This is a genomic window from Serratia sp. NA_13 (assembly GCF_052691735.1).
The window spans coordinates 207,217-225,529 of sequence record NZ_JBQZFV010000005.1; the positions used below are offsets into that span (position 1 = coordinate 207,217).

The window sequence follows — 18,313 nt, forward strand, 5'->3', positions numbered from 1 at the left end:
TCGGTATATTCAAATTTCCTGACAGAGAGATTCGATGGCCAGAGATCGGGCGTTAACGCTTGAAGCGTTAAGGGTTATGGATGCGATCGACCGACGTGGCAGCTTCGCTGCGGCAGCCGATGAGCTGGGACGCGTGCCTTCGGCACTCAGCTATACCATGCAAAAATTGGAAGAAGAATTGGATGTGGTGCTGTTCGACCGTTCCGGCCACCGCACCAAGTTCACCAACGTCGGGCGTATGCTGCTTGAGCGTGGACGGGTGCTGCTGGAGGCGGCAGACAAGCTGACCACCGATGCTGAAGCGCTGGCACGCGGCTGGGAAACCCACCTGACGATTGTCAGCGAGGCGCTATCACCCCCGAGCAAACTGTTTCCGCTGGTCGATAAACTCGCGTTGAAGGCCAATACCCAGGTGTCGATCTTGACCGAAGTGCTGGCCGGTGCCTGGGAAAGGCTGGAACAGGGGCGTGCGGATATTGTTATTGCTCCGGATATGCATTTCCGCGCGTCGTCCGAAATCAACACCCGTAAGTTGTACAAGGTGATGAGCGTGTATGTGGCCGCACCGGACCATCCCATCCACCTGGAGCCGGAGCCGCTGTCTGAAGTGACGCGTGTGAAGTACCGTGGTATTGCGGTAGCGGATACCGCACGTGAGCGTCCGGTGTTAACCGTGCAATTGTTGGATAAACAGCAGCGTCTGACGGTCAGTACCCTTGAAGACAAGCGCCTGGCCTTGTTAGCCGGTTTGGGCGTGGCGACCATGCCTTACCCGATAGTCGAGAAAGATATTGAAGAAGGGCGCTTACGTGTGGTGGGGCCGGAATATAGCCGCGAGGCCGACATTATAATGGCCTGGCGGCGTGATAGCATGGGGGAGGCGAAAGCTTGGTTCCTGCGCGAAATTCCACGTCTGTTCGCCCAACTGGAACGTCAGTAAAACTCCCCCTTGCCGTTAAGCAGAGGGGAGGCGTGCATTAACCGAAACGCCGGTCGCGCCCGTGTGGTTCATCCAAATCTTGCGCCGGCCCGATAGAAATAATTCCGTGCGGATTGATAGTGGCGTGGCTGCGGTAATAGTGATTGCGGATGTGCGGCAGGCTGACCGTTTCGGCAATGCCTGGCATTTGGTAGATGTCACGCAGGAAGCCGTACAGGTTGAGATAATCGCTGATACGGTGTTTGTCACATTTAAAATGGGTGACATACACCGGGTCGAAACGTATCAGCGTGGTCCACAGACGTAGGTCGGCTTCGGTCAGGCGATCGCCCGTCAGGTAACGCTGTTGGCCCAGGATCTGTTCCAGTCGCGCCAATGCGTCAAATACCCCGTTTACCGCTTCGTCATAGGCTTCCTGGCTGGTGGCGAAACCGGCCTTATAGACGCCATTATTCACCTGATCATAAATCCAACCGTTCAGTTCATCAATTTTTCCGCGAAGCTCTGTGGGGTAATAGTCGCCGGCGCGTGCGCCAACACCATCAAATACGCTGTTGAACATGCGAATGATATCTGCGGATTCATTGCTGACGATGGTCTGTTGCTGTTTGTCCCACAGTACTGGCACCGTCACACGGCCGGTGTAGTGCGGGTCGGCGCGCAGGTAAAGCTGGTAGAGGAAGTCCGAGTGGTACAGGCCGTCGCCGGTGGCTTCAGGGAAGTCGGTGCCGAAGGTCCAGCCATTTTCCAGCATCAGCGGATGCACCACGGAAACGGGAATGAGTGACTCCAGCCCTTTCAATTTGCGCATCAGCAGGGTGCGATGTGCCCAAGGGCAGGCGAGTGAAACGTACAGGTGATAACGATCTTTTTCCACTTTAAAACCCCCGACTCCGTGTTCGCCCGGCTGACCGCCTGTGGTCAGCCAATTGCGGAACTGAGAGGTTGAGCGTTTGAAACGGCCCCCGGTGGATGAGGTGTCATACCAGATGTCTTGCCAAACGCCATTGACGAGTTGTCCCATGGGAATCTCCTTCGTGTCCGAGTGAAAAAGCAAAAAGGCCCGACATGCGGGCCCCTGAGTCGGTGTTAAAACCTTACCACTTTTTGTTCAAAATGCGGTCGATGCTGAAACCGCCTGGACCTGCAACGGCCAGTACGATGAAGCCACCGGCGATGGTCAGGTTCTTCATGAACATCAGCTGGTTTACGCCATCAGCAAAGTTAGTATGGAACAGTAACGCGGTCAGGATGGTAAAACCGGCGGTAAACAGTGCCACGGTACGGGTCAGGAAGCCGAACAGAATCGCCAGACCGCCGCCAAACTCCAGCAGGATGGTCAGCGGCAGCAAGAAACCAGGTACGCCCATCGATTGCATGTACTGTTGGGTGCCGGCATAGGCATCACCCATTTTGCCGTAGCCTGCCACGATAAACAGGATAGGCATCAGAATACGAGCAACCAGCAAACCTGCATCTTCTAATTTTTTCATCATTTACTCCAAAGTGATTTTTGTTTGCCAGTTTTGGCGTTTGTCATGTTAGTGAGCGGTATGCCGGGTATCTGACCCTGTGCTGCCCGTTTCGTTTTGATGGGGTGAATGTTAATCGGGATGAGTACGCTTTGTTAGCAAGTAAAACTGTCGTATTTCTTCAAAAAAATTGAATCTTTAGCGTGCTAACAAATCGTGGATAATCAGAAAGTTGCCCAGCCTTCACCGGCAGAAACGCAAGGCCTCTGTGAAAAGGCGGGCAAAACATCGGAAGTATTGATGGAAGGGTGGAAAGTTATTTGCTGGAAAACGTTTTTTGGATCAAGCGGATAGTACCAAAGGCACCAAAGGCCCGGCGTGACCAGCGGATCAGTTTGCTGGGGTGACGGATGCCGTACAATGCCATCACACTGGAGCCGACCACCAGATATTTACGCAGGCCGAAAAGGGTTTGCCAGCCGCGATCGATACGCTCGGTTTTTTCCAGCCACAGGGCTTTGTTTTCGGCAAGATCCAGCCTTTGTTGCTGGATCTTGCCAATCAGCTTCTCTTTCCTCCATTCCAGATAGCGTCGGCGATTCATTTTTCACCTTCCAGCTCGGAACGGTCGATTTCCAACTGCTTGCGTGTCGCACCCAGCAGCGTGGAGCGGCGGGCTTTGACCAGTGTCCAGATAGCGCCAACCACGGCCAGGAACAACAGCACACCAGTAGTCGCGCCTAACGCCATCAAACGGTAAACAGGATCGATAGCCCAGAAAATCAGGATCAGCAGGCTCATCAGGCCAAATGCGGTGAATAACAGGGTCATGCCGGCCATAATCAGCAACTGAATGAGGTTGGCTTTTTCCTCTTCCAGCTCGACCACGGCCAGGCGAACCCGGGTTTCCACCATACCGACCAGAATAGTGATGATGCGCTGAGCGACATCCAGGACCCCTTTAGCGGGGCCCTGTGCACGAACTTGCGGTTGTTCTGCCATAATTAGCGGCGCGCTAGCAGAACGCCCAGCACTACGCCGACCGCAGCGCCGATACCAATACCGGTCCACGGATTATCACGAACATAATCATCAGCCTGGCCGGCGATTTGTTTGGTCTGGGAAGCAATCTTGTCCCCGGCATCGCTCAGACGTACGCGGGTATCTTTCAACGCGCTTTCGGCTTTGGAACGCAGCTTTTCCAGTTCAGCTTTTGGCTTATCGGTGGAAGAGTTCAACACTTCTTCCAGCGTATCGGCTAAGGATTTAAGTTCAGCGCGTAAGTTTTCTGCATTTGAATCATGTGCCATGTGATTATTCCTTAACGTTAACTTCGACAGACTTTCAACATAGCGGATTTTTTCGCCGGAGCAAAGGGCGGATGGGTAGCTGATATCACTAAGCATCCATTTTATATACAATAAAAATCCCGTGTGGCGTTGATCTCAGCGATAAATCCGCTGGTGTAAAAAATTATTCCGTCTGGGCCTGTTTCAACTCGGCTTGAGCTTCCGCCAGCTTTTTCTGTTTCTTGGCCACTTTCTCCAGGTTGCCGGTCTGCTGGGCTTCTTTCAACTCTTGCTGACGCTCGGTGACCTTGCTTTGTTTTTCATCGATTTTTTTCTGACGATCGGCCTGCAGGTTGGCTGGTGTGCAATGGGTCTGCACTTCGCTCAATGCCGTTTTCAACCCGGCGGCACGCTGAGTATTGCCGTGTTGGATGGCGTAATCGATCTGTTTCTGAATTTCTTGTGCCTTGGTCACACAGCCATTCTCGGCTGCGAATGACAGGGCCGGCAAGAGCAATAATGGGAGGGCAAGCAACGCCGGATGGCGTAATTTCATGTTATCAGTTCCTTATTAATGGGATGCATTGGCATGCATCCTCTGTTCCTGACTGCCAGCAAAGGCAGTGCGACAGGAGTCTTACGCTGCTGACTGACGCTAACCTTTAGCATAGTCATGGAAAGCGCAGACCCCCAAAGAACCCGCCCCAGTTCGGTGGTGATTGGTGATTAATTGAACAAAGAGGCCAAATGAAAGGAAAACCCTTCATATGAAGGGGATATTATCCCAGATTGAGTGGGGCGCGTACAAATTCACGCACCCAATGGGTAGGAACAGGGGGTTCGCTCAGGGCGATGATGTAGCCCGGCGGCAAAATGTTTTGCAATGCTTCGCGCGCCAGCAACTGTTGTTCCGGCGAGTCCAGGCGGATCACCAGCCCATCGCCTTCCGGGATGATGCTTTTGATGCGAATGCCTCGCTGATCCAGCCTTTGGTAGACATAAAAACCGTCAGGTAGCGAAAGGCCCTGCTGGCCGGTACGGATACGCAGTTCGCTTTCGGTACGCACCATGCAGGGCACCAACAGCGTGGCGAGCGCCAGTAAAGCTAACGCAAGCAGCAACACATACTGCCAGCGCGGGCGTTTGGTCATCACGCCCCTTTCCCCTGATCGGCGCGTTTCTTGCGCCACAGTACGATCAATGAACCGACCAGCCCGACGACCAGCAACACCAATGGCAGTAGCATCAGGCAGAACATCAGCTGGTCTTCATATTTGCGGAACACCGGGGTTTTACCCAGCGCAAAGCCCAGCGCGGTCAGGATCACCACCCACAGCAGACCGCTCATCCAGTTAAAGAACTGGAAACGTGCGTTGCTCAGACCGGAGAGGCCGGCAATGGTCGGCAGCAGAGTACGGACAAACGCCAGGAAACGACCGACCAGCAGAGCGGAAAGCCCGTGGCGGTGGAACAGCTGATGGGCACGCTGATGATAGTGAGCCGGCAGATGGGATAGCCAGCCCTGCACTGTTCGGGTATTACCGAGCCACTTGCCCTGTATGTAACTGACCCAGCACCCCAGACTGGCGGCGACGGTGAGGATAAAAATGGTCAGCGGGAAATTCATCGTACCTTTGGCGATCAGTACGCCAACCAAGATCAACAGGCTGTCACCTGGCAGAAACGCCGCCGGCAACAGGCCATTTTCCAGGAACAGAATCAAAAACAGCAGGGCGTAGAGAGTCCAGACCAGCGAGGGATTCGCCAGCGTCTCAAAATCCTGCTGCCATAAGGCATGTAACAGTTCTTTAATGATGTCCATCCGGTGTTCCTAAAACGTCATTGTTTGTTTTGTCTCAGCGGCGGATCGGGAGTGGGCGCAGAGCGCGCGGGCGATCCTGGCTGCTGATAATGATGAAACGGCGTTGCTTTAGTGTGTTCTAATCGGTGCGACACCGGTCAAGAGTGGTAAGTCAGCGTACCACGATAAAGCATATTACTTTCTTTCCAGCCACCGAGCCTGTTTTGCTGCCGCGGGGTATGCAGCGTCCAGTTCATCTGGGCAAGCCGGTTTGGCGCAGGTGATTTCTGGCGCGGGAGTCGAGTGCTGTGACCCAACTCTGTGGCTAACGAATAAACCGGCAGCAGTTGGGCAGTGGCGGGTAGCGAACCGGGGTAAGAATGCACCCGCGGCAGCAGCAGCGGCATTTTACCTGGTGCTTTACGCCGCAGTTCTGCCGGTAACCGGTAAACCGGGTCATCAGGGGAAAACACCGCCTCGGCAAGCGATGACTGATCGTTCAGTACCGTGGGGATAGCTTTGGAGGGTGCCGCGCATAGTTTTTGGCCGGAGACCGCACCGGTCCAGCAAAAAAGAGCAATAAGCATGGCAAACAACCAGCGCATGTATTCGCGTCCCGCCCCGTAGCAGAGGGTAAAAAATTGGCTCAACTTTACCAAAATAGCACGATTGGCAACAGGGAAATCTACGTTGCCAGCGGTGAAATACTACACGGCAAATCGCCGTTCAGGCATCGATTCAGAGGATTTTACAATACCTGACATAACACTACGGTTTTTGACTGCTTGCGCTATTTATTTTCTGCGGCCACGCCGTCCAGATGAATCACCGGGTTATCGGCGAACAGATAGCGGTCGGCGTTATACTCAAAATCGTCGCTGGTGGCGTTGAACAGCATCTGCTTGGTATTTTCAAGATGTTGCCACATGGCCAGTTTGGCGGCGTAAGGATCTTTACGTATCAATGCCTTAAGGATCTGATCGTGATCGTCACACCAGCTGGCGATCGAGCGGTCGTCAATATGCTCATGCAGCTTGATCCAATAAGGGTTATTCACGCGCTGTACCCACATTTTTTCCACGATGGTGGCCATCGCCGTGTTTTGAGTCGCCAGCGCGACCTGAACGTGGAATTTCAGATCCCACTGCGAGTCGCGGAAGCGATCTTCCTTACGTGCCTGTTCCTGGATCTCCATCAGCAGAACGATGTCCTGTTTGGTGACCTGGGTGGCGGCGAACTCGGCAATGTTGCTTTCAATCAGTTGACGCGCCTGCAGCAGTTCAAATGGCCCGGCGGTGGCAAACTCGATGCTGTCGCCCGGAACCACCAGATTTTTCTGCTGGTTGGACATCACATGGATCCCGGAGCCTTTGCGCACCTCAACGTAGCCTTCCACTTCCAGCATGATGATCGCCTCCCGCACGACGGTGCGGCTGACGTTCATCTCTTCGGCAATGTAGCGTTCGGCCGGCAGTTTATCGCCCACTGGATACCGGCCGCTTTCAATACGCTGCTTTAGCTCGGCGGCCAGTTGCTGATACAGGCGTCTGGTTTCAGTGAATTCCATAGTGAATGCTCTTAGGGTAGAGAGGGGCGCGTAACCATGGATTTGTTATACCACTTATCCTGCAGAGCTACCAGTGGCCGGAGGTAATGCCCGGCACACTGGCCGGATGATGGGGTCAACTTCGAGCCGAGGCCGGTTGCAGTGGATCTTCCTGCGGCTGTGAGGCCGGTCGATTTTGCAGGATGGTCCAGATGGCGATGGCACCGAGAATATCGAATACCGACAACGCGGCGAACAACGGGCTGAAGCCCAGAGTATCGGCCAATGCGCCGACCACCAGGGCAAACAGGGTGCTGGCAGTCCAGGCTGCCATGCCGGTCAGGCCGTTGGCAGTGGCCACTTCGTTGCGACCAAACACGTCAGAAGACAGGGTAATCAGCGCGCCAGACAGCGCCTGATGGGCAAAACCCCCGACGCACAGTAGCGCGATAGCCGCATAAGGGCTGGTAAACAAACCTATCATGCCAGGGCCAATCATTAGCACTGCCCCCATAGTGACCACCAGCTTGCGCGAAACGATCAGGTTCACCTTAAAGTGCTTTTGGAAAAACGGCGGCAGGTAGCCACCAACGATGCAGCCAAGGTCGGCGAACAGCATCGGCATCCAGGCAAACATGGCTATCTCTTTCAGGTTAAAACCATAGGCTTTGAACATGAATAACGGGATCCAGGCGTTGAAGGTGCCCCAGGCAGGCTCTGCGAGAAAACGCGGCAGCGCTATGCCCCAGAACTGGCGGTTGCGCACAATCTGCCAGGCGGACATTTTCTTGGCGTTGTCGGTTTGGTGCTGCGCTTCCTGGCCCTCCAGAATGTACTCGCGTTCCTCACTGCTGAGTTTCTTCTGGTCTTTCGGGTGCTTATAGAAAACCAGCCAGCAGATGGCCCAAATCAGGCTCAGCACGCCGGTGATGATAAACGCCATTTCCCAACTGTGTGCCACTATGGCCCAGACTACCAGCGGTGGGGCGAGCATGCCGCCGATCGACGAGCCGACGTTGAAGTAGCCAACGGCGATAGAGCGCTCTTTGGCCGGGAACCACTCGCTGCTGGCCTTGAGCCCGGCGGGGATCATCGCCGCCTCTGCCATGCCAACGGCACCGCGCGCCAGGGCCAGCCCGCCCCAACTGTTGGCGAGTGCCGTGCCCATACAAAACAGCGCCCACAGAATGGCGAACATGGCGTAACCCACCTTGGTACCCAGTACGTCCAGTACGTATCCCGCCACCGGCTGCATCAGGGTGTAGCAGGCAGAATAGGCCGCGACAATGTACGAGTACTGCTGCGTGGTGATATGTAAGGTGCCTTCCAGCGTCGGTGCCGCCACGGCCATGGCATTGCGGGTCAGGTAGCCCAGCACGGTGCCGACGGTCACCAGCCCGATCATGTACCAGCGTAATCCTTTAATTTTACGCATCCAAAATATCTCCCAGTCTTCAATAGGTGGCGCCGAGATGGCGGCAGCGTTTTAGGGGGCTCCCCCTTTTCGTTGTTCTGCGCCGGCCTGTCCGTCACCGACGTATTCCCGCCGCATGAGCGACTGGGTGGCGAGACAATAACTTGTCATACAGATTTAAAAGTTGAGTGATATCACAAAAGCCGTTTTTCAATTGGGCAATACTGATTGCTGGATAATTATGCGATTCAGACGGCTTTTTGCCGTAAAAATGCGGGTTAATGGCCTTTTATGGCTGATGACGACAAGGCAAAGGGTGATATTTTGCTGGACGCTCAATAAAATTGGTGTGATAACTTTATCGAATTGGACAAAGTATCGAACGGTAAGCAAGGCGAGGAACTCAAAAAGATGGCGACGTTTTTAAGCGAAGATTTTCTGTTGGGCAGCGAATTTGCCCGACGTTTGTATCATGACTATGCGGCAGAGCAGCCGATCTTTGACTACCACTGTCATTTACCGCCGGAGCAGATTGCCGAGAACACCCGCTTCAAAAATTTATATGAGATCTGGCTAAAGGGCGATCACTATAAATGGCGGGCGATGCGCACCAACGGTGTGGCTGAGCGGCTGTGTACCGGGGATGCCGGTGACCGTGAAAAGTTTGACGCCTGGGCCGCTACCGTGCCACATACCCTAGGTAATCCGCTCTATCACTGGACCCATCTGGAGCTGCGTCGTCCGTTCGGGATTACCGGCACGCTGCTTTCCCCGACGACGGCGGACGATATCTGGCAACGCGGCAACGCCTTGCTGGCGCAGGATGATTTCAGGGCGCGTGGCATCATGCAGCAAATGAATGTGAGGATGGTGGGTACTACCGACGATCCGATCGACGATTTGCGCCACCATAAAGCGATTGCGGCTGACATTAGCTTCGATATCAAGGTGCTGCCAAGCTGGCGACCGGACAAGGCGTTCAATATCGACGCGCCGGGTTTCAATGATTACCTGCAAAAACTGGAAGCGGCAGCGGATATCAATATTGGCCGTTTTAGCGCGCTGTGCGACGCGTTGAAAAAACGTATGGCTCATTTTGCCTCCCATGGCTGCAAGGTGGCTGACCATGCGCTGGACGTGGTGGTGTATGGCGAAGCGGACGAAAGCACATTGGACGCGATTTTAACCGCGCGTTTGAGCGGCAAGCTGCCGACGCTGGAGCAGAGCGCCCAGTTCAAAAGTGCGGTTTTGCTGTTCCTGGCCGGCGAATATCAACGTCGCGAATGGGTACAGCAGTATCACATCGGCGCACTGCGCAATAATAACAGCCGTATGCTGGCCAGTGTGGGGCCGGACATCGGCTTCGATTCGATTAACGACCGGCCGCTGGCGGAACCACTTTCTCGCTTGCTGGACGCCCAGTCACGTCAGGGCGGTCTGCCGAAAACTATTCTGTACTGCCTGAACCCGCGCGATAACGAAGTCATCGGCACCATGGTCGGCAACTTCCAGGGGGAGGGCATACCGGGCAAGATGCAGTTTGGCTCCGGCTGGTGGTTCAACGATCAAAAAGACGGTATGCAGCGACAAATGACGCAGTTGGCGCAACTGGGCCTGCTGAGCCGTTTTGTCGGCATGCTGACCGACAGCCGCAGTTTCTTGTCTTATACCCGTCATGAATACTTCCGCCGCATCCTTTGCCAGATGATTGGCGGCTGGGTGGAGAGCGGGGAAGCGCCGGCGGATATCACGCTACTGGGTGAGATGGTGAGAAACATCTGTTTCGACAATGCCAAAAACTATTTCGCCATTGAACTGGCGTAGCCGTTGCCCGAGGTGGGTTTATGCAAAGCATGGTAAAAATTCATTCGCTGGATAATGTCGCGGTAGCGCTGCGCGATCTCGCTGCTGGCGAAACGTTGGCGTTGGAAGCACAGACCATTCGGCTGGTGCAACCGGTGACGCGTGGGCACAAGTTTGCGCTGCAGCCGATCGCCGCCGGTGAGGCGATCACCAAATACGGCTTGCCGATTGGACATGCGCTGGAAGCCATTGCGTCGGGTGAACATATTCACTCGCAAAATGCCAAAACCAACCTGAGCGATCTCGACAGCTATCAGTATCAACCCGCTTTTTCTGCTCTGCCACCACAGGCTGCGGACCGTGAGGTACAGCTTTATCGCCGTGCCAGCGGAGAGGTGGGGATCCGCAACGAGCTGTGGATCGTACCGACCGTTGGCTGTGTCAACGGCATTGCCCGACAGATCCAGCAGCGTTTTCTGAAGGAAACTCAGGATGCGCAGGGGCTCGACGGCGTGCATCTGTTCAGCCATCCGTTTGGTTGCTCGCAACTGGGTCAGGATCACGAGAACACCCGCACCATGCTGCAAAATATGGTGCGCCATCCCAACGCCGGGGCGGTGCTGGTGATTGGACTCGGGTGCGAGAACAATCAGGTGGATGTATTCCGCAGTACGCTGGGCAGCGTTGATGAGCAGCGGGTGCGCTTTATGGTGTGCCAGCAGCAGGACGATGAAGTTGAAGCCGGGCTGGAGCAGCTGCATGCGCTGTATCAGGTGATGCGTGACGATCGCCGTCAGTCGGGCAAGCTAAGTGAGTTGAAGTTCGGACTGGAGTGCGGTGGATCGGACGGTCTGTCCGGGATCACCGCCAACCCACTGCTGGGGCGTTTTTCTGATTACCTGATCGCCAACGGCGGCACCACGGTGCTGACCGAGGTGCCGGAGATGTTTGGCGCCGAACGGATCCTGATGGGCCGCTGTCGCGATCGGGAGACCTTCGAGAAGACCGTCAGCATGGTCAACGACTTCAAGCAGTACTTCATTGCCCATAATCAGCCGATTTATGAAAACCCATCGCCGGGCAACAAAGCCGGCGGGATTACCACGCTGGAGGAGAAATCCCTCGGTTGCACGCAGAAAGCCGGGCAGAGTCAGGTGGTGGACGTGCTCAAGTATGGCGAACGCTTGCGGCAGCCCGGCTTAAACCTGCTCAGTGCGCCAGGCAATGATGCGGTAGCGACCAGCGCGCTGGCCGGTGCCGGCTGTCATATGGTGCTGTTCAGCACCGGACGGGGCACGCCTTATGGCGGCTTTGTGCCGACGGTGAAACTGGCTACCAACAGCGAACTGGCGGCGAAGAAACCCCACTGGATTGATTTTGACGCCGGTCGGCTGATCCACGGCACCCCGATGGAGAGTCTGCTGGAGCAGTTTGTCGACCTGATCGTGGCGATTGCCAATGGCCAGGCGGCACGGAACGAAGTGAATGATTTCCGTGAGTTGGCGATTTTTAAAAGCGGGGTGACCTTGTAGGGCTGTGATATCGAAGCCAAAAAAAAGGCGCCCGATAACGAGCGCCTTGCTGAGTAAGTCTGGAAATTAACGTAACTTCAGCGGATCTTCATCGGCCAAACGCTGGTCTTCCGCCTGACAGGCTGCTGCGGTGAACAGGACGTCGGTAGAAGAGTTCAGTGCGGTTTCGGCAGAGTCTTGCAGAACGCCGATGATAAAGCCGACGGCGACCACCTGCATGGCCACGTCGTTCGGAATGCCGAACATGTTACACGCCAACGGGATCAGTAACAGCGAGCCCCCGGCCACACCAGAAGCGCCGCAGGCGCAGACGGCAGCCACGATGCTCAGCAGCAGCGCGGTCGGCACGTCAACCGGGATCCCCAAAGTATGCACCGCCGCCAGCGTCAGTACGGTAATGGTGATTGCCGCACCGGCCATATTGATGGTCGCGCCCAGCGGGATAGAAACCGAATAGGTATCCTCGCTCAGATTCAGCTTTTTGCACAGCTCCATATTCACTGGGATATTGGCGGCCGAACTGCGGGTAAAGAACGCGGTCACACCGCTTTCACGCAGGCAGGCGAACACCAGCGGGTAAGGATTGCGGCGGATTTTCCAGAAAACGATCAGCGGGTTCAGCACCAGTGCCACCAGCAACATACAGCCGATCAGCACCACCAGCAGTTGCGCATAACCCCACAGCGCGCCGAAGCCGGTTTCTGCCAGCGTCGAAGCCACCAGGCCGAAGATGCCAAGCGGGGCACAGCGGATCACTGCACGCACCACCATGGTGACCGCATGTGACAGATCGTTAATCAGCGATTTGGTGGTGTCAGAAGAGTGACGCAGCGCCAGTCCCAGACCCACAGCCCAGGCCAGAATACCGATGTAGTTAGCGCTAATCAGCGCCTGGAACGGGTTGGCCACCACGCTCAACAGCAGGCTTTTCAGCACCTCAATAATGCCGCCCGGCGGGTTAATGTCGGCATTGCCGGCCACCAGCGCCAGATTGGACGGGAACATAAAGCTGACCACGACCGCCACCAGTGCCGCAGCGAAAGTGCCCAGCAGATAGAGGAACAAGATCGGCCGGATATTGGTTTTCTGCCCGTGTTTATGATTGGCGATGGAGGCCATCACCAATACCAGCACCAGTACCGGCGCCACCGCTTTCAGTGCGCCAACGAACAGCGCACCCAGCAAGCCTACCGCTGAAGCCGTTGCCGGTGAGACCAGCGCAACGATAATACCGGCCACCAGGCCGACCATGATTTGTTTGACCAGACTGCCCTGAGCGATCTTTTGTAGTAGTTTTTGCATAGTGCTTTTTCTTCCCGATGATGTTGCTTACAGCTTTATCTCGGCGGGAACCTCGCCGGACAACTTTTATTTGATTCTGTAACCAAGTATGTTTGCCAAATCAGTATTCAGTAAACCGGGGGGGTTGGAAAGGGCCAGCGGTGAAATTCTGTGGGCGGATCAACTCTTGATAACATACTGGTTACATTTGTGTGATCGCAATAACGTTTGGCGTTTTAGACGAATTGCCAAACAATCACGGGGCGACTAGCGCCCCGGATAACAGATTATGGTGCTTTATTATTCGCCAGGCGGTCATTCCGGCGGTTAACCCAGGCGTTGATCAACAGCGTCAGCGTCAGGATACTGGCGACGACACCGAGCGAAACACCGATCGGAATATGGAACAAATCGATAATCAGCATTTTGACGCCGATAAACATCAGGATCAGCGACAGGCCATATTTCAGCATCGAGAAGCGTTCTGCTACGTTAGCCAGCAAGAAGTACATGGCGCGCAGGCCCATGATGGCAAACAGGTTAGAAGTCAGGACGATGAACGGGTCTGTGGTCACGGCAAAGATCGCCGGGATGCTGTCGACCGCAAAGATCACATCGCTCAGTTCTACCAGGATCAGCACCAGTACCAGCGGCGTAGCAAACAGCAGGCCGTTGCGGCGCACGAAGAAGCGCTCACCTTCCAGATTATCGGTCATGCGCAGATGGCTGCGCAGCCATTTCACCAGAGGCTTGTCGCCAATCGCCGCGCCATCTTCCTTCGCCAGCGCCATCTTGATACCGGTGAACAACAGGAAAGCACCGAACAGGTACAGCAACCACTGGAACTGGGTCACCAGCCAGCTACCGGCGAAGATCATGATGGTACGTAGCACGATCGCGCCCAGTACACCAAAAATCAGCACCCGGCGTTGCAGGTTTGCCGGCACGGCAAAGTAGCTGAACAGCATCAGCCAGACAAAGACGTTATCAACCGCCAGCGCTTTTTCGATCAGATAACCGGTGAGGAAGGCCAGCGCCTGAGTATCGGCAACGGCACGCCCGGCGGTTTGGTTCAGGTAGTACCAGAAACCCAGGTTGAACAGCAGAGAAAGGCTGACCCACACCAGCGACCAACTGGCGGCCTGCTTGAGCGTCATAGTATGTGCGCCCTTGCGGCCCTGCAGCAGCAGGTCAATTGCGAGCATCACAACTATGATGGCGGCGAAGCTGCCCCATAACCAAGGTGTGCCAACGGTATTCATCATCAGAGGTATCCTTCAAAAACAAAAACGGCCAACGTCGGAAGACGCTAGCCGCTCTTATGAACGCTGCAAGCAAACCTCGCCTTCCGGCAAGGTCTCACTTACAACGTTGATGAAGGTGCACCTTGGTGCTCCCTGACATCAGGTTGCCCGGTAACCGGGTGCTTGCGCACCGTAATGACGATTGACCGGCAAGATACCCTTCATCTTTCAAGCCGCTGCTGCGTTGTCTTCCCTCTGTCACCCCAGTCACTTACTTAAGTAAGCTCCTGAGGATTCCTTCGGTTGCCGCCTTGCCGCACCTTGAAATCTATTAGGTATAAAAGTTACTCCCCTTTGCACGGCAGAAAGTAATGCAAAATGTGTCAGCGGTCAACGTTTATTGCGTTACCCGGCCAGGGCTTTTTGTGCGCCGAGGCTGACGACAAATCCTTGCAACAACAGCCGGCTGAAGGGGGTATCGCTAACCTGCTGTTGCTTAAGCTGATACTCCACCTGTTGCTGCGGATAGAGCTCGCCGAGCCAACTCAGATACCGGTGCATCACCGCGCCGTTAAACTCTGGGTGGAACTGGGTGGTCAGTACGTTATCGCCATAACTGAGGATCTGATATGCATCCTGCTGCGAACGTGCCAGCACGACGGCACCGGCAGGGGGCGTCAATACGCTCTGCGAGTGGATCAGATTCGCCTTGAAGCGCGGCGGCAGCATGGTCATTCGTCGGTCATGAGCGGCGGCGGGCAATAGTTCGATATCCAGCGTGCCGACCTCCATGCCCTGCGGGTGATAACCAACTTCTCCGCCAAGCGCATAGGCCAGCAGCTGATGGCCATAACAGACGCCAAAAATCGGCAGTTTGATCAGCATCGCCTGACGCAGCCATTCGGCGGCCTGTTCGCTCCACGGCAGTTGTTCGGTGACCATCGCCGGTGAACCGGTGATCACCACGCCAGAGTAGTGTTGCGGTGGCAGCGGCTGTTGGCCGGCGGGGAGGTGCACGATCTGGACGCAATCGGCGTCGATATTCCCCTGTTGCAGGAACATACCGTCGAAATTGGCTTTTTCCTGGCGGATAACTTCCGGTGCGTCGCCGGTTTGCATCAGTAATAACGGTTTCATCTTATTCACCGTCGGCAGGAAACACTACGCCGGTCTGGCGGCGGATTTCGGTCAGCAGGCGGGCGATAATCAGCGAGTTTTCCAGCCCCGGGTGTTCTACCTGCCGTTTCTCCACCAGTCCGGCGAAGACTTGTGCTTCGTACAGCATGGTATTGATATGCTGCGGTTGGGTCAGATCCTGGCGTTGACCACCGCATGGCGTTAGCATCACGCCCTGACACTCCGAGATTTTCTCAATCACCAGCGTGCCTTCTTCGCCCTGGATCTCGCTCGGAATGTCCGAGTTGCTGACCTTGGAGTGGGAGAGGGTCACGTCGAAGTCGCCGTAGTTGAGGCAGGCGGTGCCATGCGCATCAACGCCGGTATCCAGCAAGCTGGCGCTGGCGATCACTGATTCAGGCTCACCGAACAGCGCCACGGCACTGGCCAGGCAGTAATAACCAATGTCCATAATTGAACCGTTGGAAAACTGCGGGTTGAAGGTGTTTGGATTTTCACCGGCCAGATAGCGTGGGTAGCGCGAAGAGTATTGGCAGTAGTTGATAAAGGCTTTACGCAAACGGCCGATTTTCGGCAGCATTTGCTGCAAGGTCAGGAAATTCGGCAGGTGGGCGCTTTTAAAGGCTTCGAACAGCACCACCTGATTCTCACGCGCACAGGCCACCAGCTTTTCGGCCTCGCGCAGGTTGGATACCAATGGTTTTTCGCAAATTACGTGTTTTTTATGGCTGAGGAACAGCAACGACTGCTGGCAGTGCAGGCTATTGGGGCTGGCGATGTAAACCGCGTCGATAGAATCTGATTGGGCCAGTGCTTCCAGGGAATCGAAAAACAGACTGACGGGGTAGTTGGCACCAAATGCCTGCGCCTGTTCCAGCTTGCGCGAATAGACGGCGGTCAGTTTCAGCTTGCCGCTTTCGTGTGCGGCGTCGATAAAGCGTTCCGTAATCCAGTTGGTACCAACAACGGCAAAGCGAATCATAGATATCTCCGGTTCCCAGACGTAAGAAATCAGAGTATCACAGGGACTCGTCAGGTATACAGATTGCCAAACACCGACAGGTGGGTCAGATACAACCTGGTATCGAACTCCAGTTGGTGGTAGCTGGGTTCCATATGACAGCACAGGCTATAGAAAGCCTTGTTGTGGTCTTTTTCTTTCAGGTGCGCCAATTCATGCACCACGATCATGCGCAGAAACGGCTCCGGTGCCAGCTTGAATACCGTCGCCACGCGGATTTCCGCCTTGGCCTTCAGCTTGCCACCCTGCACGCGGGAAATGGCGGTGTGCATACCGAGCGCGTGTTTCATCACCTGGATTTTACCGTCGTAGGCCACCTTGCTCAGCGGCTGGGCGTTGCGCAGGTACTGGTTTTTCAGATCGACGGTAAACTGATAAAGCGACTTGTCGGTGGTACAGTCGTGTACTTGCGGATAACGCTGTAACAGCACCTCACCCAGACGTTGTTGGTCGATCAACTGTTGCACCTGGCTTTGCAGATGTTCAGAGTAACCCTGCAGGTAAGTCAGTTCGGACATCGTCTTCCCGTATTGGCCATAATTCAGCGGGGCATTGTATGATGTTTTTTCGCGCAAAGCCCGCAAAGGGCAATTTATCCGAAAAAACATTTTACTGGCGGGCGTTTTTAGGGGATAAACAGCCCAAATTTTATCAGTCAGGAGGGGCAATGAGCCAACTCGATCTGGGAACACAGCAACTTGAGCTGGAGCGTTATCCCCAACAGGAAGAATCCACCCAACTACAGGCGTGGGAAGCGGCGGACGAATATCTGCTGCAACAGCTTGAAAATGTAAACATTGGCGATCGTCCGGTGCTGATTTTCAACGACAACTTTGGCACCCTGGCCTGCGCACTGCACGGTCACCAGCCTTACAGCATCAGCGATTCTTATATGAGCCAGTTGGCCACGCGCCATAATCTGAAGCTCAATGAATTGGATCCGGAGCAGGTTACGCTGCTGGACACCCTGGCCGAATTGCCGGAGTCACCGGCGGTGGTGCTGATCCGCATTCCTAAAGCGCTGGCATTGCTGGAACAGCAACTGCGTGCGCTGCGCGATGTAGTGGCACCAGACACGGTGATCATCGCCGGGGCCAAAGCGCGTGACGTGCATACCTCAACCATGCAGCTGTTTGAAAAGGTGCTCGGCCCCACTCGTACCAGCCTGGCATGGAAGAAAGCGCGGTTGATCCACTGTGAAGTCGCAGACATCGTGCCACCGGCAGCGCCGGTAACCACCAATTGGGTGCTGGACGGCACCGATTGGATTATCCACAACCATGCCAACGTGTTCTCACGCAGCAACCTGGATATTGGCGCACGCCTGTTCCTGGATCACCTGCCGCATGACATTGAAGGCCACATCATCGATCTGGGCTGCGGTAACGGTATTATCGGCATGGCCGCATTGATGCAGAATCCGCAGGCGCAGGTGAGCTTTGTTGATGAGTCCTACATGGCGGTAGCTTCCAGCGAACTGAATGTGGAACATAACCTGCCGCAGGATATGGATCGTTGTCAGTTTGAGGTGAACAACTCGCTGGCGGGGATTGAGCGTGAAAGCGTGCAGGCGGTACTGTGTAACCCACCGTTCCACCAGCAGCATGCCATCACCGATCACACCGCCTGGCAGATGTTCTGTGACGCCAAGCGTTGCCTGCAGGTGGGCGGCGAGCTGCGCATTGTCGGTAACCGTCATTTGGATTACCACCAGAAGCTGAAACGTTTGTTCGGCAACTGCACCCTGATCGCATCCAACAAGAAGTTCGTGATCCTCAAAGCGGTGAAGTCCGGCGCTCGTTACTGATTGAACAAGGGGCGCAGAAAATGCGC

General features: G+C 55.2%; 20 protein-coding genes. 4 read left to right on the top strand and 16 right to left on the bottom strand.

Annotation, left to right across the window (positions count from 1 at the left end):
- The first annotated feature begins 34 nt into the window (after positions 1-34).
- Positions 35-940, top strand: coding sequence for a LysR family transcriptional regulator (locus tag ACUTSU_RS10740; protein WP_445652058.1), 906 nt, complete (start codon positions 35-37; stop codon positions 938-940).
- A gap of 37 nt (positions 941-977) precedes the next feature.
- Here the strand turns inward: ACUTSU_RS10740 and ACUTSU_RS10745 are convergent, their stop codons facing one another.
- The 11 genes from ACUTSU_RS10745 to ACUTSU_RS10795 all read right to left on the bottom strand — a co-directional run bounded on the left by ACUTSU_RS10745 (position 978) and on the right by ACUTSU_RS10795 (position 8,483).
- Positions 978-1,964, bottom strand: coding sequence for a glutathione S-transferase family protein (locus tag ACUTSU_RS10745; protein WP_445652057.1), 987 nt, complete (start codon positions 1,962-1,964; stop codon positions 978-980).
- A gap of 73 nt (positions 1,965-2,037) precedes the next feature.
- The gene (locus tag ACUTSU_RS10750) at positions 2,038-2,433 is read right to left on the bottom strand and encodes a DoxX family protein (RefSeq protein ID WP_202672031.1); all 396 of its coding nucleotides are present in this window, start codon (positions 2,431-2,433) and stop codon (positions 2,038-2,040) included.
- 295 nt (positions 2,434-2,728) lie between these two features.
- On the bottom strand, positions 2,729-3,016 hold the full coding sequence (locus tag ACUTSU_RS10755; protein WP_012147027.1) for a YqjK-like family protein: 288 nt from the start codon (positions 3,014-3,016) through the stop codon (positions 2,729-2,731).
- Positions 3,013-3,414: a phage holin family protein gene (locus ACUTSU_RS10760; protein ID WP_445652056.1), complete on the bottom strand. Its 402-nt coding sequence runs from the start codon at positions 3,412-3,414 to the stop codon at positions 3,013-3,015. The genes ACUTSU_RS10755 and ACUTSU_RS10760 overlap by 4 nt, the downstream gene beginning before the upstream one ends.
- A gap of 2 nt (positions 3,415-3,416) precedes the next feature.
- A complete protein-coding gene (locus tag ACUTSU_RS10765; protein ID WP_004948431.1) occupies positions 3,417-3,722 on the bottom strand; it encodes a DUF883 family protein in 306 nt (101 codons plus the stop codon).
- A gap of 163 nt (positions 3,723-3,885) precedes the next feature.
- Positions 3,886-4,257 carry a DUF1090 domain-containing protein gene (locus tag ACUTSU_RS10770; RefSeq protein WP_445654137.1) on the bottom strand — a complete coding sequence of 124 codons (372 nt, stop codon included), beginning with the start codon at positions 4,255-4,257 and terminating at the stop codon, positions 3,886-3,888.
- A 223-nt stretch (positions 4,258-4,480) separates the two neighbouring features.
- Entirely contained in the window at positions 4,481-4,852 is a 372-nt protein-coding gene (mzrA, locus tag ACUTSU_RS10775; protein ID WP_445652150.1) for an EnvZ/OmpR regulon moderator MzrA, read from the bottom strand.
- Positions 4,852-5,523, bottom strand: a complete 672-nt coding sequence (locus ACUTSU_RS10780; RefSeq protein WP_445652054.1) for a DedA family protein — start codon at positions 5,521-5,523, stop codon at positions 4,852-4,854. Before ACUTSU_RS10780 ends, mzrA begins: the two co-directional genes overlap by 1 nt.
- Positions 5,524-5,660: 137 nt before the next feature.
- The gene (locus tag ACUTSU_RS10785; protein ID WP_445652053.1) at positions 5,661-6,107 is read right to left on the bottom strand and encodes a hypothetical protein; all 447 of its coding nucleotides are present in this window, start codon (positions 6,105-6,107) and stop codon (positions 5,661-5,663) included.
- 185 nt (positions 6,108-6,292) lie between these two features.
- Positions 6,293-7,069 carry a transcriptional regulator ExuR gene (exuR, locus tag ACUTSU_RS10790; protein ID WP_445652052.1) on the bottom strand — a complete coding sequence of 259 codons (777 nt, stop codon included), beginning with the start codon at positions 7,067-7,069 and terminating at the stop codon, positions 6,293-6,295.
- A gap of 115 nt (positions 7,070-7,184) precedes the next feature.
- Positions 7,185-8,483, bottom strand: coding sequence for an MFS transporter (locus ACUTSU_RS10795; RefSeq protein WP_445654138.1), 1,299 nt, complete (start codon positions 8,481-8,483; stop codon positions 7,185-7,187).
- A 390-nt stretch (positions 8,484-8,873) separates the two neighbouring features.
- Here ACUTSU_RS10795 and uxaC point away from each other — a divergent pair, with 390 nt between their 5' ends.
- The gene (gene uxaC, locus ACUTSU_RS10800; RefSeq protein WP_445654139.1) at positions 8,874-10,286 is read left to right on the top strand and encodes a glucuronate isomerase; all 1,413 of its coding nucleotides are present in this window, start codon (positions 8,874-8,876) and stop codon (positions 10,284-10,286) included.
- 20 nt (positions 10,287-10,306) lie between these two features.
- On the top strand, positions 10,307-11,797 hold the full coding sequence (locus ACUTSU_RS10805) for a UxaA family hydrolase (RefSeq protein ID WP_445654140.1): 1,491 nt from the start codon (positions 10,307-10,309) through the stop codon (positions 11,795-11,797).
- A 66-nt stretch (positions 11,798-11,863) separates the two neighbouring features.
- Here ACUTSU_RS10805 and sstT read toward each other — a convergent pair whose 3' ends face one another.
- From sstT to ACUTSU_RS10830, 5 genes are all read right to left on the bottom strand, one after another.
- On the bottom strand, positions 11,864-13,099 hold the full coding sequence (gene sstT / locus ACUTSU_RS10810) for a serine/threonine transporter SstT (RefSeq protein ID WP_445652048.1): 1,236 nt from the start codon (positions 13,097-13,099) through the stop codon (positions 11,864-11,866).
- A 266-nt stretch (positions 13,100-13,365) separates the two neighbouring features.
- Entirely contained in the window at positions 13,366-14,343 is a 978-nt protein-coding gene (locus tag ACUTSU_RS10815) for a TerC family protein (protein WP_112363732.1), read from the bottom strand.
- A 384-nt stretch (positions 14,344-14,727) separates the two neighbouring features.
- On the bottom strand, positions 14,728-15,459 hold the full coding sequence (locus ACUTSU_RS10820) for a glutamine amidotransferase (protein WP_445652047.1): 732 nt from the start codon (positions 15,457-15,459) through the stop codon (positions 14,728-14,730).
- A 1-nt stretch (position 15,460) separates the two neighbouring features.
- The gene (locus ACUTSU_RS10825) at positions 15,461-16,441 is read right to left on the bottom strand and encodes a Gfo/Idh/MocA family protein (protein ID WP_445654141.1); all 981 of its coding nucleotides are present in this window, start codon (positions 16,439-16,441) and stop codon (positions 15,461-15,463) included.
- A gap of 50 nt (positions 16,442-16,491) precedes the next feature.
- Positions 16,492-16,998: a M48 metallopeptidase family protein gene (locus tag ACUTSU_RS10830; RefSeq protein WP_445652045.1), complete on the bottom strand. Its 507-nt coding sequence runs from the start codon at positions 16,996-16,998 to the stop codon at positions 16,492-16,494.
- Positions 16,999-17,147: 149 nt separating this feature from the next.
- Here ACUTSU_RS10830 and rlmG point away from each other — a divergent pair, with 149 nt between their 5' ends.
- Entirely contained in the window at positions 17,148-18,287 is a 1,140-nt protein-coding gene (gene rlmG, locus ACUTSU_RS10835; protein WP_445652044.1) for a 23S rRNA (guanine(1835)-N(2))-methyltransferase RlmG, read from the top strand.
- Positions 18,288-18,313: the final 26 nt, after the last annotated feature.

Excerpts from the sequence above, each read along its gene's own strand:
- ACUTSU_RS10740 (WP_445652058.1), top strand. The coding sequence starts at position 35 with ATGGCCAGAGATCGGGCGTTAACGCTTGAAGCGTTAAGGGTTATGGAT.
- ACUTSU_RS10815 (WP_112363732.1), bottom strand. The coding sequence starts at position 14,343 with ATGATGAATACCGTTGGCACACCTTGGTTATGGGGCAGCTTCGCCGCC.
- rlmG (WP_445652044.1), top strand. The coding sequence starts at position 17,148 with ATGAGCCAACTCGATCTGGGAACACAGCAACTTGAGCTGGAGCGTTAT.
- mzrA (WP_445652150.1), bottom strand. The coding sequence starts at position 4,852 with ATGACCAAACGCCCGCGCTGGCAGTATGTGTTGCTGCTTGCGTTAGCT.
- sstT (WP_445652048.1), bottom strand. The coding sequence starts at position 13,099 with ATGCAAAAACTACTACAAAAGATCGCTCAGGGCAGTCTGGTCAAACAA.
- exuR (WP_445652052.1), bottom strand. The coding sequence starts at position 7,069 with ATGGAATTCACTGAAACCAGACGCCTGTATCAGCAACTGGCCGCCGAG.
- ACUTSU_RS10770 (WP_445654137.1), bottom strand. The coding sequence starts at position 4,257 with ATGAAATTACGCCATCCGGCGTTGCTTGCCCTCCCATTATTGCTCTTG.
- ACUTSU_RS10830 (WP_445652045.1), bottom strand. The coding sequence starts at position 16,998 with ATGTCCGAACTGACTTACCTGCAGGGTTACTCTGAACATCTGCAAAGC.
- ACUTSU_RS10780 (WP_445652054.1), bottom strand. The coding sequence starts at position 5,523 with ATGGACATCATTAAAGAACTGTTACATGCCTTATGGCAGCAGGATTTT.
- ACUTSU_RS10825 (WP_445654141.1), bottom strand. The coding sequence starts at position 16,441 with ATGATTCGCTTTGCCGTTGTTGGTACCAACTGGATTACGGAACGCTTT.
- ACUTSU_RS10785 (WP_445652053.1), bottom strand. The coding sequence starts at position 6,107 with ATGCGCTGGTTGTTTGCCATGCTTATTGCTCTTTTTTGCTGGACCGGT.
- ACUTSU_RS10750 (WP_202672031.1), bottom strand. The coding sequence starts at position 2,433 with ATGAAAAAATTAGAAGATGCAGGTTTGCTGGTTGCTCGTATTCTGATG.
- ACUTSU_RS10795 (WP_445654138.1), bottom strand. The coding sequence starts at position 8,483 with ATGCGTAAAATTAAAGGATTACGCTGGTACATGATCGGGCTGGTGACC.
- ACUTSU_RS10760 (WP_445652056.1), bottom strand. The coding sequence starts at position 3,414 with ATGGCAGAACAACCGCAAGTTCGTGCACAGGGCCCCGCTAAAGGGGTC.
- uxaC (WP_445654139.1), top strand. The coding sequence starts at position 8,874 with ATGGCGACGTTTTTAAGCGAAGATTTTCTGTTGGGCAGCGAATTTGCC.
- ACUTSU_RS10755 (WP_012147027.1), bottom strand. The coding sequence starts at position 3,016 with ATGAATCGCCGACGCTATCTGGAATGGAGGAAAGAGAAGCTGATTGGC.
- ACUTSU_RS10805 (WP_445654140.1), top strand. The coding sequence starts at position 10,307 with ATGCAAAGCATGGTAAAAATTCATTCGCTGGATAATGTCGCGGTAGCG.
- ACUTSU_RS10820 (WP_445652047.1), bottom strand. The coding sequence starts at position 15,459 with ATGAAACCGTTATTACTGATGCAAACCGGCGACGCACCGGAAGTTATC.
- ACUTSU_RS10765 (WP_004948431.1), bottom strand. The coding sequence starts at position 3,722 with ATGGCACATGATTCAAATGCAGAAAACTTACGCGCTGAACTTAAATCC.
- ACUTSU_RS10745 (WP_445652057.1), bottom strand. The coding sequence starts at position 1,964 with ATGGGACAACTCGTCAATGGCGTTTGGCAAGACATCTGGTATGACACC.